The organism is Psychrobacter sp. AOP5-GZ1-6, assembly GCF_052376345.1.
In the GTDB taxonomy this organism is placed as follows: Bacteria; Pseudomonadota; Gammaproteobacteria; order Pseudomonadales; family Moraxellaceae; genus Psychrobacter.
The window spans coordinates 20307-37759 of sequence record NZ_JBQSVP010000022.1; the positions used below are offsets into that span (position 1 = coordinate 20307).

At 41.3% G+C, this 17453-nt stretch carries 11 protein-coding genes; 10 read left to right on the forward strand and 1 reads right to left on the reverse strand.

Features of this window, described 5'->3' with window-relative positions; translation table 11 throughout:
- Window positions 1–68: 68 nt before the first annotated feature.
- Window positions 69–5063, forward strand: coding sequence for a translocation/assembly module TamB domain-containing protein (locus tag ACT3RN_RS04955; RefSeq protein WP_442440009.1), 4995 nt, complete (start codon window positions 69–71; stop codon window positions 5061–5063).
- Window positions 5064–5173: 110 nt separating this feature from the next.
- Here ACT3RN_RS04955 and hemP read toward each other — a convergent pair whose 3' ends face one another.
- Window positions 5174–5332 carry a hemin uptake protein HemP gene (gene hemP, locus ACT3RN_RS04960; protein WP_227672156.1) on the reverse strand — a complete coding sequence of 53 codons (159 nt, stop codon included), beginning with the start codon at window positions 5330–5332 and terminating at the stop codon, window positions 5174–5176.
- 295 nt (window positions 5333–5627) lie between these two features.
- Here hemP and ACT3RN_RS04965 point away from each other — a divergent pair, with 295 nt between their 5' ends.
- From ACT3RN_RS04965 to ACT3RN_RS05005, 9 genes are all read left to right on the forward strand, one after another.
- Window positions 5628–6752: an NUDIX domain-containing protein gene (locus ACT3RN_RS04965; RefSeq protein WP_192992028.1), complete on the forward strand. Its 1125-nt coding sequence runs from the start codon at window positions 5628–5630 to the stop codon at window positions 6750–6752.
- Between the two features lie 333 nt (window positions 6753–7085).
- Window positions 7086–8303 carry a lipocalin family protein gene (locus ACT3RN_RS04970; RefSeq protein WP_192992029.1) on the forward strand — a complete coding sequence of 406 codons (1218 nt, stop codon included), beginning with the start codon at window positions 7086–7088 and terminating at the stop codon, window positions 8301–8303.
- 344 nt (window positions 8304–8647) lie between these two features.
- Window positions 8648–10090: a glyceraldehyde-3-phosphate dehydrogenase gene (locus ACT3RN_RS04975; protein WP_192992030.1), complete on the forward strand. Its 1443-nt coding sequence runs from the start codon at window positions 8648–8650 to the stop codon at window positions 10088–10090.
- A gap of 276 nt (window positions 10091–10366) precedes the next feature.
- On the forward strand, window positions 10367–11575 hold the full coding sequence (gene cgtA, locus ACT3RN_RS04980; protein ID WP_192992031.1) for an Obg family GTPase CgtA: 1209 nt from the start codon (window positions 10367–10369) through the stop codon (window positions 11573–11575).
- Between the two features lie 135 nt (window positions 11576–11710).
- Entirely contained in the window at window positions 11711–12883 is a 1173-nt protein-coding gene (gene proB, locus ACT3RN_RS04985) for a glutamate 5-kinase (protein ID WP_192992032.1), read from the forward strand.
- Between the two features lie 193 nt (window positions 12884–13076).
- The gene (hemE, locus tag ACT3RN_RS04990) at window positions 13077–14213 is read left to right on the forward strand and encodes a uroporphyrinogen decarboxylase (protein ID WP_192992033.1); all 1137 of its coding nucleotides are present in this window, start codon (window positions 13077–13079) and stop codon (window positions 14211–14213) included.
- A 108-nt stretch (window positions 14214–14321) separates the two neighbouring features.
- On the forward strand, window positions 14322–15389 hold the full coding sequence (gene argC, locus ACT3RN_RS04995; RefSeq protein WP_192992034.1) for an N-acetyl-gamma-glutamyl-phosphate reductase: 1068 nt from the start codon (window positions 14322–14324) through the stop codon (window positions 15387–15389).
- 101 nt (window positions 15390–15490) lie between these two features.
- Window positions 15491–16357 carry a hypothetical protein gene (locus ACT3RN_RS05000; protein WP_192992035.1) on the forward strand — a complete coding sequence of 289 codons (867 nt, stop codon included), beginning with the start codon at window positions 15491–15493 and terminating at the stop codon, window positions 16355–16357.
- 97 nt (window positions 16358–16454) lie between these two features.
- The gene (locus tag ACT3RN_RS05005; RefSeq protein WP_192518412.1) at window positions 16455–16850 is read left to right on the forward strand and encodes an ATP-dependent Clp protease adaptor ClpS; all 396 of its coding nucleotides are present in this window, start codon (window positions 16455–16457) and stop codon (window positions 16848–16850) included.
- Window positions 16851–17453 lie beyond the last annotated feature (603 nt).

Genomic DNA, 17453 nt, shown 5'->3' on the forward strand with positions numbered 1-17453 from the left:
GTTTTATGTGTTGTTTATTATTTATCGTGCCGATTGCTGGTAATCATTCTTTAACGTAGTTGAGTGTCATGCTGACAAAAAACACCCCGCCTAGCAAGTTACCAGAAGAAGATCCAGCACAGAGAGATGCTCGTGCTGTGAGACGTTGGTATCCGTTGTCATTTCTACTCAAACTGCTGGTACTTATTTTAATTGTACTTTTGATCATGTTTGCAGTGTTCTTTTATGCAGCTGGTACAGATTCGGGCACCAAGTTTATACTAGAAAAAATCAGTACCGAGACGGGTATCGATTTTGAATATGGACAAGGTAATTTACGTGAAGGTCTTTGGGTTACGGATATTGATATCAAAGCGACTGATGATCTTCAGGTATTAGTGGATAAAGCCTATGTGAAAATAGGTTGGCGTGCTGTATTTGCTAAAGAAGTACATTTGCGTGATGCAGACATACAAACCATTGAAATTATCAATAATGAACCTCCAACGGGTGAGCCGTTCGATTATAAAACTCTGCAACTACCGGTTAATCTACGCTTTGACCGCGCTAATATAAAAAACATTACCTATAAACAAGTCACACAAGACCCTATTGTTATTCACAATATCGTTGCTCGTGATTTGACATGGGTTGGTAGCATGGTGGAAATTGCTCGTGGTGACTTACAGTATGCTGATATCGTCAATATTAGCGCCTTACAAGGTGAGATTGATCTACAAGGTGATTATCCACTAGATTTAAGTGCTATTGCAGAAGTGAGTGCACTCGAACAAGCCTATATTGACCCACTAAATATTACTGCAACAGGTACGTTGAAACGTACGGTAGGTAAAATACGTAGTCGCTACAATGACAGCGATGTTAGTGGTGATTTTATCGTACAGGGGTTGGATAGTGATTCGCCTTTTCGGGCAAAACTGCAATGGGACGACATCTTAATCCCTTATGCTGAAGAGCAAGATATTCGCTTAACAAGTGGTACAGCTACCGCAGAAGGTGTGATTTCTGAGATACGTTTGCGCATCAATACCGACCTGACGGCTAAAGATATTCCTTCAGGTCATTACCAAGGCCGTGCGGTCATCGCTGACAGTCAGTTACGCATTGATCGTTTGGATGCTGATGTACCTGCTGGACGCCTAGTATTGCAAGGTATTTTAGATTGGAAAAACAGCTTCGATGCGACAATACGAGCGACGGGTAGTAATTTTGATATTCGCCGTGCCATTCCTGATGATTATGCTGACTTTAAAGCATACGCACCACAAACGCTTAATGGTAGGCTGTCGTTACATTATCAGCAGCAGAACAATGCTGGCAATACACAAATTGATGCAGACTTACTCCAGCGTGATGGTGAGCATGTCAATGCGAAGATAGCCAGCGGTAAGGTTTCAGCGAAGTCTACACAGTCGGCCCCTTGGTATATCAATGCGAAATGGCAAAATCTGGTGCGCCGTGATGTGCCTAATATTGGTAATATTGATAGTCCGAATGGACAGGCAGATGTCATTATTCGTGACTCACAGTTAGTAGTGAATGCTAATACAGTGGTTAATGAACTCAGTGTCGCACCCAAAGGCCGTTATGATGTGCGTGTGCGCAAATCAGGGGACATTATTAGTATCAATCGCCTTAACTATGATGGCGTTGTGGGCGATCTATCTGGCACAGGACAAATTAAACTAGAGAATGAAAATGGTCCATTGACATGGCAGGTTGATGCCAGTACCAAAGAATTATTACCAAAAAAATATAGTAGTGACTTACCGCTTGAGCGTCTAACGGGTAGTATAAGCGCACGTGGGCGTTTATTAAATATCACCAAGAATGGTGTTAGCGGTCAGCGCCATATTATCACCTTAAATAATACCGATTTGCAAACACAACTTGATGCCACACAAGATAGCCGTACTATCGGTATAACTGGTGGTGGTGATGCTAGTATTGATATCATCGATGGCGAGTTGTCTGTATTTGATACACGTTTTGATGGAAAAGTGGACACAGCAGATGTACCAAATGGTCAGCTGTCTATTGATGCAGCTGGCACACCAAATCTGATTAGCATCCGTAAACTAAATTATAACGGTGAGGCTGGTGCGGTAAACGCAAAAGGTGTTATTGATTTACGTAAAAATATGGGTTGGACAATAGACGGGCGCTTTGATGAATTCAACTTGGGTTATTTTTTACCCAACAACCCAGCGATTTTGACGGGTGATCTAAAAACCAGTGGTGAGTGGCAAGCCGCCTCTTCTAACACTGCAGATGCAGCGGGTAAGCTGCAACGTTTTGCGGTAGATTTCGATGGTGTGCTAGATGCTGAGCAATTGCCGGCAGGTAAGCTGACGATTGATGCCAGTGGTGATGACCAACTAATCCGTATCAAGCAATTCCGTCATGTGGGTGCAGCAGGTAGTATTGATGCAAAAGGCACGGTGGATTTACGTCAAGGCATCGCATGGGATATCAATGCAGTGATGGACCGTTTTAACATAGGTTATTTTCTAAAAGACACACCAAGCCTTATTACGGGTAGTATAGATACAGATGGGCGTTGGAGTGACACGCAGCAAACTATTAATATTAAACAAGTTGATTTGACTGGTACGTTAAAAGGTCAAAATCTGAGCGCTAAAGGTAGCTTGGCTGCAAAAATGCGTTTACCAACAGACTTGGCGAGCTATTTTAAAGACCTCCAAGCACAAGATGCTCAGGCGCAATACAAAAAAGTAAATGCGTTAATCGATAGTTTAGATGCGAATAATCTGGTATTACGTTGGGGTGACAACTACATCACTGCTAATGGTAATGCCAAACAATTACAAACGAAAATTAATATTACCAGTTTGGATCAGCTCTCAAATCAGTTGGCTGGTAAAGTAACAGGTGGTGCAACATTATCACAGCCGGCAGGACAGGCACTACCAACTATTTATATTGACTTGGTGGGTGAGCGTATTGCACTGCCAAGCTTTGTTTTACGCGAAGGTCGTGTTCGCGGAAAACTGGTCAATTTAGCAAATAGTCCAAGTCAGCTTATCATAACTGCTGAAGGCTTAGATGCTGCTGGGCAAAGTTTTGAAAGTGTTGAGGCTTCATTTAGCGGTACTGAAAAAGCACATGTGGTCGATCTTGATATTGCCAATGAACAGCTTACTATCGGTGCAAGAGTTAAAGGTGGTTTTAATCGAGATAAAATGAGTTGGTCTGGCGTCATTGGTGAAGGTCGTCTTCAGTCTCAGTATGCGACTTTAAATCAGCTGCAACCAGCACAACTGATTGTTGATTTGCCTTATGAGCAGAATGGCAACAGTAATGACTTTAAGGTACAGATGGCTGCGCATTGTTGGCAAGCTGCTGACCAAACGGGCAAGCTGTGTTTACGCAAAAACCTAATCGCATCAGCGGATACAGGTGAGGTTGATGTTGCCCTACAGAGTTTAGATACGTCATTATTGTCAGTGTTTTTACCACAAGATATTGATTGGTCGGCCAAGATTAATGGTAAGGCCGTTGTCGGCTGGCAAAATGGACGTCCGCCAACCATCAATACCACTTTATATTCGGATAATGGCAAAGTTGGATTGGTTCAGGATGGTAGTAGTACTTCTGTCACCCTGCCTTATAAGCGAATATCCCTCATTGCTTTATCAGTTCCAGAAGGTATTAAGCTGCGCACAGATATTAATACAGGTCATGGTGCTAGTGGTTATGCCGAAGTCATTGTCGACCCTTACAAGGCACCGAAACCAATCTCTGGTGCCTTAGTGCTTAATGAGCTTAACCTAGCGATACTTAAGCCTTTCTTTCCGGGTATGCGAGCTCTACGAGGAAATGTCACAATGGCAGGTGGCTTGGGTGGTACTTTAGATAAGCCGCAGTTTTATGGTGACGTAAAGCTGGAGAATGGTCGTATCGCAATGTTGGACTTGCCAGTTAACCTAACCAATGTAAATGCTAATGCCAAAATTCGTGGGACACAAGCGACCTTAGATGGTACGTTTAACAGTGGTACAGGTACAGGAACTTTGACTGGAACGATTGATTGGCAACAAAAACTACAAGCCAAGCTGAGCATTGCTGGTGAAGGTTTGGTGATTACGCAGCCACCTTTATTAGTGGCTGAGATTAATCCTGATATTGATATTATCGTGCGCCCAGAGGACAGTTATGTCGATATTAAAGGTGCGATTAGTGTACCGTCAGCAACCATTCGTCCACCAGCAGCCAGTGAAGACATTGTTACTCAAACCGAAGATGCTGTTGTGCTCGATCGTCGTTTAATTGGGAATGTTGATGAAGTATTGGCTATTTCAAAACCTTGGTCTATCAATGCCAATGTTGGTATTGATTTGGGTGAGGATATCAACTTCCGTGGATTTGGTGCGGTTATTCCTTTGGCTGGCGCGATTAATATCAATCAAACTGGTACTGGTGTTATGCGAGCCAAAGGTGTGGTGCAAGTGTCACGTCGAACCAATATCAATGCCTTTGGTCAAAGTTTAGAGCTTAATTATGGTCAAGTGCGTTTCGATGGCGATGTTATGAATCCGAGCTTAAGTATTGAAGCTGTGAAAACCATTGAGAGTAAAACGGTAGGTCTACGGGTTAAAGGGGATGCCGAAACACCAAATATTATCGTCTTTAATAATGCAGGACTGACTCAGCAGCAAGCGATGAATGCATTGGTCACAGGTCGTCTCACTAGTACAGGTGCAACGCAAATTAGTGAGCAAGGGTTTAAATCAGAAGTGACCAATAATTTAGCAGCAGCTGGACTCAGTTTCGGGCTTAGTGGCACACGTAGCTTGACCAATCAGATAGGTCAAGCATTTGGTTTGCAAGGTCTTACAGTAGATGCATCAGGCAGTAGTGAGGATACCAATGTCAATGTCACGGGTTATGTGACACCTGACTTATATATCCGCTATGGAGTAGGTGTGTTTAATGCAGAGAGTACGCTATCAGCTCGCTATCAGCTGACGCGTCGTATCTATGTGGAAGCAAGCTCAGCCACAGAAAATGCGATTGATGTGGTTTATAGTTGGCAATTCTAAATGACATATTTGAGTACTGAAGATACGTCTTGCTAGCTTTTAGTCAATAAAAAACGCCTTTTAATGAAGGCGTTTTTTTATAGGTAGGATTGTGTCCCTTGACCATAGGTCTACTTGGTGAGGATCAATCGATTATTACGAGTTAGGCGTAGACGATATTCTTCACCTTCATGCTCAATACGTACCTCTTTGGTTAGAGCAAACAGATGCTGTGATTGAAGAGTAGGTAGACGGTTTTCACGGCAGTTCAGATAACGAGAGATAACCATGCTCATAATGAATTCCTTTTGATAAAAATTGGCTGAGTAATGAGAGCAATAAATAATCATTTGCTCTTAACGATAATAATTATCATTTAGATTGAAATAATTTGCAAGCTAATTGATAAAATAAAATGCAGTTATTATGTAAACTTATCTAAAGAAGCGGTTATAAAACGTCGATAAATTGATAAATTAAAAAATAAACTGTTTAAAATCATATATTTGAATTTAATTCCACTCGTTAAGTATTTTAATGTAGTTAATTAGTATTCAAATAAAAACAGTAATAAAGGATAGTTTTATGGCAACAAAAGTAAATAATCAAGCAGTTAGCCTATTCCCAAACAAAAAAATAAGCACCGTAAACGTGGCTGTTGCCGTGATTCATCACAAAGAACAATATTTACTTGGGTTCAGAAATGCTGAGCAGCATCAAGGCAATCGCTATGAGTTTGTAGGCGGTAAAATAGAAGCTCATGAAAGTGCTGAGCAGGCATTGATTCGAGAAGTTGCCGAAGAAACAGGTATTGCTATTCATGATAATACTATTGTTAAGCTTGGCCGTTTGCATCATGATTATGGTGATAAACAGGTGAGTCTACAGGTTTACAAGATTGAGCTAACTGTACAGCAGTATGAGCAGTATCAGCATTGTGACTATGGGTTAGAAGGGCAGGCGCTAACGTGGGTCAATAAATCTAGTTTATTGGCAGGCGAATACTACTTACCCGCTGCCAATAAAACCATTCTAGAGTGGTTAAAAGTGCCAGAGAACATAGCGATCACTTATCCATTGGCGCAATTTAGCGAGTGTGTAGATCCAGTGGCAGCATGGTTACAATATCATCAAGAACATTTAATACCAAAGTCTTGGGTTTATATTCGAGTAAAAGCAAATGGCTTAGAAAACATAGCCGCGCAATTGATGGATAAGCGACCAGACATTCAAGCCATTGTTCCCTACGATAATAGCCATGCGTTGCACACTGAACAGCCGCCTTCGTCTAAAAGCGTCACTAATCAAAACAACACTAGTCAAAATGTTGCTTATCATTTAACCCACACGGCATTGATGCAATGGTCTGATAATATTAGAGCGCTATCTGAACATAGTGTATTGAGCAATCTACCATTAGTAGTCAGCTGCCATGATAGCGCTAGTATTTATGCGGCTAATGAGCTTGCCGATCATCGAATACAGCAACAGCTACCACCTGTTATTGCGATTTTTATATCGCCAGTATTAACTACTCAAACACATCCAGATACTACGCCACTGGGCTGGGAATCATGGTCAGAATTGGCACAGCTAGCGGATATGCCAGTGATTGGTTTGGGCGGTTTATCTCCTGAGATGATTGATCAAGCACTGATTCATGGTGGTATCAGTGTTGCGGGTATTCGTCAGTTTTTTAACATGCCTTAATCAGCAAATATATAGATAACCATGTAAGTAACTATGTGTTTGTTCTACAGCATAAATTCATAATTACTTACAAACCGTTGCGTTTTCCTACATTGTGACACTGTTTTAGTCGTGGCGTCGCTATTAATATAGTTGACCTGATTACAGAGTTCTTAATACCGCACCCCCAAATTATAATTGGCTACATTAGACTTGCTTAGTTCTAATACTTGCAGATGTGTTCCTTGCTATTTTGATTTGCGTGGATGGTATAAGTGATTTTTGATAAGTGTATGGCTTATCACAACTTCTCTGAACATCCTTATAAACAGCCACTACAAATATGGTATAGCTATGAAAACCAATAAGTTACCTCAGCCAGTACGGTCTGACGTACAGGAATCCGGTTCTCAACTCCAGCAGGTTAGTCAGTCGGGCGGCTATTATTTGAATAATGATAATGCACGGCAGACGGATTATGCGAGTAACGATGACAGTTACAAACATGACATTTTGAATGATAATTATCTGAAGCGTTTGGTGAGAGATACATCTTCACAAGCTAAATATTTTGGATATAAGAGTGCCGACAACAGCCTATTAAAGGTAAAAAACCTCGATAGGACAGATCGTGACGATATCGAGCGCAATGCTTCAACGCGTAGCGATGTCAAAAATCTTAATAGTATTAATGATGATAATACGGACGTTTATACGATTGATAGTGTCAAGCAGCCAAAAAGTATAACCAAAGAAGCGGCACTGAAGTCGGCGTCTTTAGAGCATCAAACGAGTAATTCAAGAAATGATTTTGGACATAAAGATTTTGGACAAAAAAACGATTTCTCATTGGGTACAACTCACTCATCATATAAAGACATACCGGAGCGTATCTTTATGAATGGACTTATTAAGCATACAGGTATCGCGTTAGCGATTATCATACCATTAGCGGCGTTTTCAGCGTATGCAGCCACGCCTACCATGCCAGAAATGACGGCCGATACAACGGCTAGTAAAACGACGACAGAAACGTTAGCCATTGAGCCAAGTGCAATCATTCATAAGTCTGCCAACACACCAACCACAGTAGATAGCGTTGACCTCAAGCAATATGCTGGTACTTGGTATGAGATTGGGCGTTTGCCAATGTATTTTCAGCGCAATTGTGCTGGCGATGTCACGGCCAACTATGCTGAGAAAGCGGATGGCTCAGGTATCACAGTTACCAATAAGTGCGTAGATGAAGACGGCGCTGAAATTGTTGCTGAGGGTCTTGCCAAGCCAGATGGTGATACGGGCAGCAAGCTAAAAGTGACGTTCTTGCCATCGTGGATTCGTTGGTTGCCAGTTGGTCGAGCTGATTACTGGGTATTAGCACGTGATGCTGATTATAAAACAGCATTGGTCGGTACACCTGATAAAGACTATTTATGGTTATTGGCCCGCTCGCCAAATATCAGTCAAGAAACCTATTCTAAGTATCGCCAGATTGCTCAGCAACAAGGCTATGACTTAAAAGAGTTTACGCTAACGCCGCAAACCAACCAAATGGTTAATCTGGTTCCTTAGATTGATTTGGTTACCTGAGTTAGTTAGATTCCTTAGGTTAATCTGATTTCTTGGATTGTCATGATCGAACAATTTTTGCGATAGCAAATAATAAAGGCAGCATAATACGTTGCCTTTATTTTTATGATAACCAGCATCATTTAATAAAATGCTTTATAAACGATAGTGAATCGGTTATCACTGGCAAAATTGAGCATTTTAGGCTAAAATCTAGGCGTTCTAATTACTCGGTAGCCGATAACATAAACCAATAGTGTTTGCTGGCCACATTAGAGTGATTGCTTAGATAAAATATAATTTATATTTCTTTGTACTTTACTGATCATACATTACTGACCATAAGGATGTTTCTCGTGAGCAACGCTGATACCTTACGCCAATTACATCAAGACCACTTAAGCAACTATAATAATCAAGAACAACAAGCAATTGAGCTTATGGGGTTATTGAATAAGCTCTATAATGAGCAAGACGTACAAGTGACCTTGTTCGGCGAAACGCTAGACTCTACCTCAGTTGGTCAGATATTAGCGCTACATCAAAAAGTAGCACTACGCGATAATAATGCCAAATCTATCGATATCGCTGATACGCTAGCAATGGTAAAGGTTATTGCAGAGAGCAAGGATATCCAAGCTACTCGCATCGATGTTGGTCAACTGATTGCTAACGACACTGACGTACAAGCTGCATTACAATCTATCAATAGTGCTGGTGCCGTCAATGGTGCAACAGATGTTGTATTGTATGGTTTCGGTCGTATTGGTCGTATCTTAACGCGCTTATTACTGTCACAAGCATCAAGCGCAAAAGGTTTGCAACTAAAAGCTATCGTCGTACGTCCAGCAGCAGCTGGCGATTTAGCTAAGCGTATTTCATTGCTTGAGCGTGATTCAATCCACGGAAGATTTTTGGGTGGCATCAGCATTGATGATGAGAATAACGGCATGATTATTAATGGCCGTTTTGTCCAAGTAATCTATGCTAACGATCCAAGTAGCATCGATTATACCGCTTATGGTATCGACGATGCGCTAGTTATTGATAACACTGGTATTTGGAAAGACGAAGCAGGCCTTGGTAAGCATTTACAATCAACAGGTGTGAAAAAAGTATTGCTAACAGCACCAGCTGGTGGTGATATTAAAAACGTTGTGTATGGTGTGAATAACAACACGATTGGCGATGATACAATTGTCAGTGCTGCCAGCTGTACGACTAACGCTATCACACCCACATTGAATGTATTGAATGATGAATACGGTATCAAAAACGGTCATGTAGAAACCATCCATTCATTTACCAATGATCAAAACTTGGTTGATAATTATCACAAGTCAGATCGCCGTGGTCGTAGTGCTGTGATGAATATGGTTATTACCAGTACTGGTGCCGCAAAAGCAGTGGGCAAAGCACTACCAGAATTAAGTGGTAAACTGACAGGTAACGCCATCCGTGTACCAACGCCAAACGTCAGCTTAGCGATTTTGAATTTGAACCTTAAGACTGCACCAGAAAGCACTGATGCCTTAAACGAATTCTTGCGCAAAATTGCCAACAGCAGTACTTGGCAGTCGCAGATTGCTTATACAGACTCTACAGAAGCAGTATCAACGGATTTTGTTGGCACGACTCATGTCGGTATCATCGATGCTCAAGCAACTATTTTGACTGATAATCAAGCTATCGTATATGTTTGGTATGACAACGAAGTAGGTTATAGTACTCAGGTATTACGTTTGGCGACACAAATGGCCGGAATTAGTTACGCTCAGATTCCTGCATAAGACAGTAACCCTACGTAGCATTAAAAATCATAAGATACAGCCATTATCATTAAACCTAACTCTCTAATTGGTATTATAGCTAGAGATTCGGGCATAATTTTAAATGATGTATCCCAAACACCCGATAGTCTGATTGGTTATCGGGTTTTATTGTTATAATGCCGACAGCAAAATACTTGCTGCAATCATTGAGTCATGACAATATAGTAAACACCTAAAATACAGCCGTTGGTTGTAACCAGTATATTGACTGGATTGTAAATTAAGGAACGTAAAATGCGATTTATTGATGAAGCCGTCGTAACGGTAAAAGCAGGTGACGGTGGTAACGGAATCGCCAGTTTTCGCCGAGAAAAATATGTCCCACGTGGTGGCCCTGATGGTGGTGATGGTGGCAAGGGCGGAGACGTCTATGTCATTGCAGAGGATAACACCAATACCCTAGTTGACTATCGTTATACCCGTCGTCACGATGCTATGCGAGCAGAGAATGGTCATAGTAGAAACTGTTCAGGTAAGGGCTCTGATGATCTTTATCTACCAGTGCCTATTGGTACAACTGTGGTTGACACTGAGACTGATGAAGTATTGGGTGATTTGCTTGAAATCGGTCAGACTTTATTGATCGCTAAGGGCGGTGATGGTGGTTTGGGTAATACTCATTTTAAAAGCTCTACTAACCAAGCACCACGCAAGGCAACCTCTGGTTTTGAAGGTGAGTTAAAAGTTCTTAAGTTTGAGCTAAAGGTAGTGGCTGACGTCGGTTTGATTGGTTTGCCTAACGCTGGTAAATCTACTTTTATTCGCCAGGTTTCTGCAGCGAGACCAAAGGTTGCGGATTATCCATTTACCACGCTAGTACCAAACTTGGGCGTGGTCGATATCGGTCGTCATCGCTCATTTGTGATGGCAGATATTCCAGGTTTGATCGAAGGCGCATCAGAGGGTGCAGGACTTGGTATTCGTTTTTTAAAACATGTGGCTCGTACACGTCGCCTGTTGCACTTGGTTGATGTAAATCCAATTGATGGTAGTGATCCAGTAGATAATGCCCGTGTTATCTTAAACGAGCTTGAAAGCTTTTCACCTGAGTTGGCCAATTTACCGCAAATTCTAGTCTTGAATAAAATAGATCAGGTCAACGAAGAAGACTTGAACGCACTTTGCACGCATATCGTAGCAGAGCTTGGCTGGACAGGTATTGTCTTCCGTACCGCTACATTGACTGGTGAAGGCGTTGATGCCGTAAAATATCACTTGATGAATGATATCGAACTTGAGCGCGAGCGTGAAATAGAAGATCCTATCTTCGCTGAAGCCCAAAAAGAGCGTTTTGAGCGTTTAGAAGCAGAAGTACGTGTCAACACTGAAGCACAGCGTGAAGCGTATCGTGCAGCTCGTAAAGCAGAACGTGAAGGGGTAGACTTAAGCGGCGATGATGATTTCGATGATGATGATGGTGTCGAAGTAGTTTATGTTCCTTAAGCGAGCTTCTTTGAGCTAATATATGTAAGTTAAATAACAAGAAAATTTAAAACGCTCAGACTAACGAGTTTGAGCGAATATACTGAATTTTTTAAATCAATCCCTAATCAATTCACAAAGTAAACAGGAGTTTATATGGCAGATGACATAGAAAACACGGTTGAAGAAGCACGATTTGTTAAACAAACTCGCAACTTTGACATTCAGCGCGTTATTGTCAAGATTGGCTCATCGTTATTAACCAATAACGGTCGAGGTCTCGATCGAACTGCCATATATGAGTGGGCAAAGCAGATTGCTAAGCTGCATAAGCAAGGTATTGAAGTACTATTGGTGTCGTCAGGTGCAGTTGCTGAAGGTGTGGTACGTATGGACCTTGAGGAACGCCCTAAAAAATTAGCAGCACTACAGGCCTGTGCTTCTATCGGTCAAATGGGCTTGATTGAAACCTGGTGGTCAGCATTGATTCAGCATGGTATCCAGAGCTCGCAGCTATTATTGACTCATGATGATTTGTCTAACCGCAGTCGTTATCTCAATACTACGGGTGCGCTGACACAGCTACTAGAGTGGAATGTACTACCAGTCATCAATGAAAATGACACCATTACTATTGATGAAATTAAATTTGGCGATAACGATACATTAGGGGCAATGGCGGCAGCAATGGTTAATGCTGATTTGTACATTATCTTAACCGATCAAAAAGGTGTTTTTACTGATAATCCGCGTGATAACCCTAATGCTAAAATGATTCGCCAAGAGCGTGCCATGGCTGATTACTTGTTTGATATAGCAGGCGATGGCGGTAAGCTTGGACGTGGTGGCATGTTGACCAAAATCCGTGCTGGTCGTTTGGCTGCAATGGGCGGCTGCCCGACCGTTATTGTGAGCGGTGCTATTGATGATGTCATCACCCGTGTGGTGTCAGGTGAGGCGGTTGGTACACTATTGACAACCAACGATGAAGATAAAATCATCGCTCGCAAGCAATGGCTCGCAGCGCACTTGCGTATGTCAGGTAGCTTAGTGGTCGATGCGGGTGCAGCAAAGGCATTGACTGAACTTAATAAAAGTCTATTGCCGGTTGGTGTGGTAGAAGTGCGTGGCGGTTTTGATGAAGGTGATGTCGTTGAGATTATCCATCAAGATACTGGCGAGCGTATCGCTGTTGGACAAGTAAACTTTTCATCGGATGATGCACATCGAGCAGCACGTGAGCGTACAGAGCAATTTGATAAGATTTTTGGTAGTAATGAAGAGCGTGTGGTTATGGTCCACCGTGATAATTTAGCACTCACAGTATAGCTTATGGGTTGTATGGCAAATGTTGGCATGCAACGTATACAAAGGTAAATACAGGCTATAGGTGGATAACAGTTATCCTTATATATCGATATCTATATATTGTAAATACTTCATATCTTTTTATTTAACTTATTTTATCTATCACAGTGTACATTGATCATGATGAAAGCTGTGATATTTTGGAGATTTGCACATGAGTGCTTCAGATACCAGTAACTCAGTTCAGCAAGACTTTGCGCCCTTAAAAAATGACAGATTGCTCCGAGCATTGCGATTTGAGACGATTGACACCACTCCTGTTTGGATGATGCGTCAAGCTGGTCGTTATTTACCAGAGTATAAGGCGACCCGCGCTGACGCAGGTGATTTCATGAGCCTATGCCGAGATACTGACCGTGCTACTGAAGTGACTTTACAGCCATTACGTCGTTATGATTTAGACGCTGCTATCTTATTCAGTGATATTTTGACTATCCCTGATGCAATGGGATTGGGACTATATTTTGAGGCGGGCGAAGGTCCAAAATTCAAGCATCCTATCCGTCAACAAGCCGATATTGATAGATTGCCAGTGTTAGAGCCCAATGACTCTCTTGATTATGTCATGCGTGCAGTAACGAGCATCCGTAAAGCTTTGAATGGGCAAGTACCTCTATTTGGTTTTTCTGGCAGCCCGTGGACATTGGCTACTTACATGGTAGAAGGTGGCGGCTCAAAAGATTACCGCTATACCAAAGGTTTCTTGTACAGCAATCCTCAGTTTTTGCATCAATTATTAGATAAATTGGCAACATCTGTTATCGATTATTTAGACGCGCAGGTGGTTGCTGGTGCCCAAATATTACAGATATTTGATAGTTGGGGTGGGGCGCTTGGCCATCGTCAATTTATCGAGTTTTCTCACGCTTACAATAAACGTATTATTGCTGAGCTGAAAGTACGCCATCCACAAGTCCCCGTAGTACTATTCACTAAAGGTGGTGGATTGTGGTTGGATGTTCAAGCGGATAGCGAAGCGGATGTTTTGGGTTTGGATTGGACGATGCCGATTGATCGTGCAAGACAAGTTTTGACGGAGAGTCAGCGTGAGCTAACCAAACAGTACAACCAACCACAACGTAGCAAGGCCGTTCAAGGCAACTTAGATCCAGCGACGCTTTATGGCTCACCTGAGACGATTCGTTCTGAAGTTAATGCCATGCTAGATAGTGCTTATGCTAGCGGCGAAAAAACAGGTTATATAGCAAACTTAGGTCATGGTATTACTCAGTGGGTCAACCCTGATAATGCAAAAGTGTTTATCGATGCGGTACATGACTATAAGCTTTAAAGTTAATTGTTTATTAATTTTGAGTGTTGAATGTTTTGAGTGTTGAATGTTTAAAGCAGACTCTAAACTTATCTGCTATTTATTAAGTAAAAGAAAAAAGGATATCTTATGATTTCAGCTGCGATTGTTGGTGGTACGGGCTATACAGGTATTGAACTTATTCGTTTATTATCTGCCCATCCAGAAGTATCTATCGATTTGCTAACATCACGTAGTGAAGCGGGTACACGAGCTGACGAGATATTCCCAAGCTTACGTGGTATATCTGACATTGTATTTAGTGATTTAGGTGACAAGACCCTTGCGACGCTACAGCAGTGCGATGTGGTGTTTTTTGCGACGCCGCATGGTGTTGCTATGAAGCAAGCGGAAGCATTGACGCAAGCAGGTGTAAAAGTCGTTGATTTGGCGGCTGATTTTCGGTTGCAATCATTGAGCGACTTTGAGCACTGGTATAAACAGTCTCATGCTTGTCCTGAGTTGTTAAAGACGGCTGTTTATGGCTTACCTGAAGTCAATCGCGATAAACTTGCCGATGCCTTGGTAGTCGGTAACCCTGGTTGTTATCCAACCACGGCCATCTTAGGTTTGAAACCAATAATTGAAGCGCAAAACAAGCAAGCAGAAAGACTGGTTGAGTCTCGTATTGTGATTGATGCAAAGTCAGGTGTTTCAGGCGCAGGTCGTCAAGCGAAACTTGCGCTTAACTATGCTGAGTCGACTGATAATTTTAAAGCTTATAGTGTTGAGGGACATCGTCATCTGCCTGAGATTGAGCAGGGTGTTGCACAGTTATTAGACAGTCAATTTACCCATCGTATTCGTTTTTTACCGCATTTGGTGCCAATGATACGTGGCATGCTGAGTTCTATCCATCTAGAGCTTACTGATGCTGGTGAAGCTATTGATTGGCAGCAAGCGTTTGAGGCGGCATACGCATCAGAGGCATTCATTGATGTAATGCCAAAAGGTATTTATCCAGACACACGTAGCGTGCGTGCTAGTAACCGCTTACGTATTGCTGTGCATCAAGACAATGAACGTGCTGAGTTGACGGTTATCGTGGTGCAAGATAACTTGGTCAAAGGAGCAGCAGGTCAGGCGGTACAGAACATGAACGTGATGTTTGGCTTTGATGAGTCAATGGGATTAAGTTTTGCGCCTATTGTTCCTTAATGTGGTTTGTCCTCGTCAAATAGGGCACATTCATGTTGCTAGGTATTGCCTATAAATTCCGTTATAATAAAAAGCCTTTATTATTAAGAGATACTGTTTAAATGCGTACCAAGTCCGTATTACGTTTTTACTCACAGTTAGCACATCTATTGTGCAAAGATTCTATTTGTCATAATGATGAGTGTGAACGTCTTTTTCTTAAAAATAAAAACAGTTTGATTAAAAGTATGGATAGCACTCAACAAGGTGCATCTACGCTGATATTGGCGCTATTTGTGGTTGTTGTATTAGTAACGGCTATGGCTGGACTGATACTTGGTCATAATTTAGGATATCAGCGAGGCTATCATACTATGAGCAAGGAAACACAACAGGCATTAACCAAAAGTAAAGAGGCGACTCAAGAACTTGAAGATTTGCGTTTAAGCAATAAAATTGCACTCAATCAAGCAGCGACTGCCAAGCAAGAGCTCGCGATAAGCTTGGCTAATGTAAAAAAGTTGAGTGAGAGTAAGCAAGAATTGACAGTTGAAAACAAAAAACTCTCACAGCTCAACGATGTGTATGCTGAGACCTTGAGTGGTAAGGGTGGCGTGCCATTACAGGTATTAGGCGCCAATATTAATCCATTGCCTGAAAATGCTTTTGAATACAAGTTCGACATTGGCATGTTGGCAAATGATGGTAGATCAAAACTTTTGACGCCAACGCTGATATTGCTTAATGATGATAACTTTGTAGAAGTGCCGCTGGATCACCCAGTTGAGATGATAGAAGGTATCGTGCGTATTCGTGGCCGTTTTATCATGCCATCAAACTTTAAACCATTACAAGTTAAACTCAGTTTAGAAGCTGATGGACAAGAGGTAGAGCAGCTTTATGATTGGAAGAATGGTGGTCGAGTTAATAATATGCCGCTATCACTTTTAGATTTACCAGAAGTCGATGATAGTCCCATCGAGCCGTAGCTGTATGCTTATTATCATGTCTGCTAATCTTTTTTGCTCTTTTTTATTTCTATTATAAACATACCTATTAATTTGCATTCTAATTATGATAAAACAAATGATATTACAGACCATGCCACTTGTTGCTGACTGGCACTTTCCCCATATGCCAGATGTTCGTGCGCAAGATGGTAATACAGACGATGATACCTCGCCACAAGCGGATGTACTAGTAGCAGAGCCTGAAGTGGCTAAACCGCCTATGTATGCAGTCGTGATGTATAATGATAATTATACGCCGATGGAATTCGTTGTTTATATTTTGCAGTCGGAATTTCGTCATAGCATGGATTCTGCCGTTGAGATTATGTTGACAATCCACAATAGCAGCAAAGGTATTGCAGGTATTTATCCAAAAGATATTGCTGAGACTAAAGCCAAAAAAGTAAATAGTTTGGCACATCGTGAAGGCTACCCATTATTGACTCAGATAGAGCCACATCAAGGCGAATAGAAATATTTTTCAATGTTTAACAAATACTAGTATTTGCAACTCCACCAAAGCCCTTAATTGTCATAACTATTACGAATAACTCATTTACATAGTGAGTTTGGTATATGTCCCACATCCCTACATATAGTATCCTTCATAATTAATTCAAAAAGTACAGACACCTATATCAAAAACGTTTAGCTTGTATACCGTACGTGTGCTCTTCTTTTTACTACAGTTTTTGTGGATGCTATCAGCTGATTGTTTTAATAAATTCTAAGTAATTTCTTTATATCTTATCATCCTCTTTTATTATTCTCTCATTTTTTTATCTATGGCATTCTCTACATTTTTATCGCTATTGATGTATATTCAAAGAAGTCGAAAATAGTTACAAAGCAGTTAGATGCAGAGTATGCCAGATAGTATATCTAGAGAGGATAACGCTGTAGCCATTGAGTGGTTCTTTGACTATAGACTATGCTTTGATACATTTTAATCGATGTTAATAGATTGACTCTGGCTAAGTATCGTGTTGAGATAAAGAACAGCGAATATGAGTTATCAAAAATCTTAATTGATGATAGGTAGGCAGTACCGTTATTTATATAGTGTTTTTCCAAT

Coding starts and splice junctions, on each gene's coding strand:
- ACT3RN_RS05000 (WP_192992035.1), top strand. CDS start 15,491: ATGCGTACCAAGTCCGTATTACGTTTTTACTCACAGTTAGCACATCTA.
- proB (WP_192992032.1), top strand. CDS start 11,711: ATGGCAGATGACATAGAAAACACGGTTGAAGAAGCACGATTTGTTAAA.
- argC (WP_192992034.1), top strand. CDS start 14,322: ATGATTTCAGCTGCGATTGTTGGTGGTACGGGCTATACAGGTATTGAA.
- ACT3RN_RS04970 (WP_192992029.1), top strand. CDS start 7,086: ATGAAAACCAATAAGTTACCTCAGCCAGTACGGTCTGACGTACAGGAA.
- hemP (WP_227672156.1), bottom strand. CDS start 5,332: ATGGTTATCTCTCGTTATCTGAACTGCCGTGAAAACCGTCTACCTACT.
- ACT3RN_RS04955 (WP_442440009.1), top strand. CDS start 69: ATGCTGACAAAAAACACCCCGCCTAGCAAGTTACCAGAAGAAGATCCA.
- ACT3RN_RS04975 (WP_192992030.1), top strand. CDS start 8,648: ATGTTTCTCGTGAGCAACGCTGATACCTTACGCCAATTACATCAAGAC.
- hemE (WP_192992033.1), top strand. CDS start 13,077: ATGAGTGCTTCAGATACCAGTAACTCAGTTCAGCAAGACTTTGCGCCC.
- ACT3RN_RS05005 (WP_192518412.1), top strand. CDS start 16,455: ATGATATTACAGACCATGCCACTTGTTGCTGACTGGCACTTTCCCCAT.
- cgtA (WP_192992031.1), top strand. CDS start 10,367: ATGCGATTTATTGATGAAGCCGTCGTAACGGTAAAAGCAGGTGACGGT.
- ACT3RN_RS04965 (WP_192992028.1), top strand. CDS start 5,628: ATGGCAACAAAAGTAAATAATCAAGCAGTTAGCCTATTCCCAAACAAA.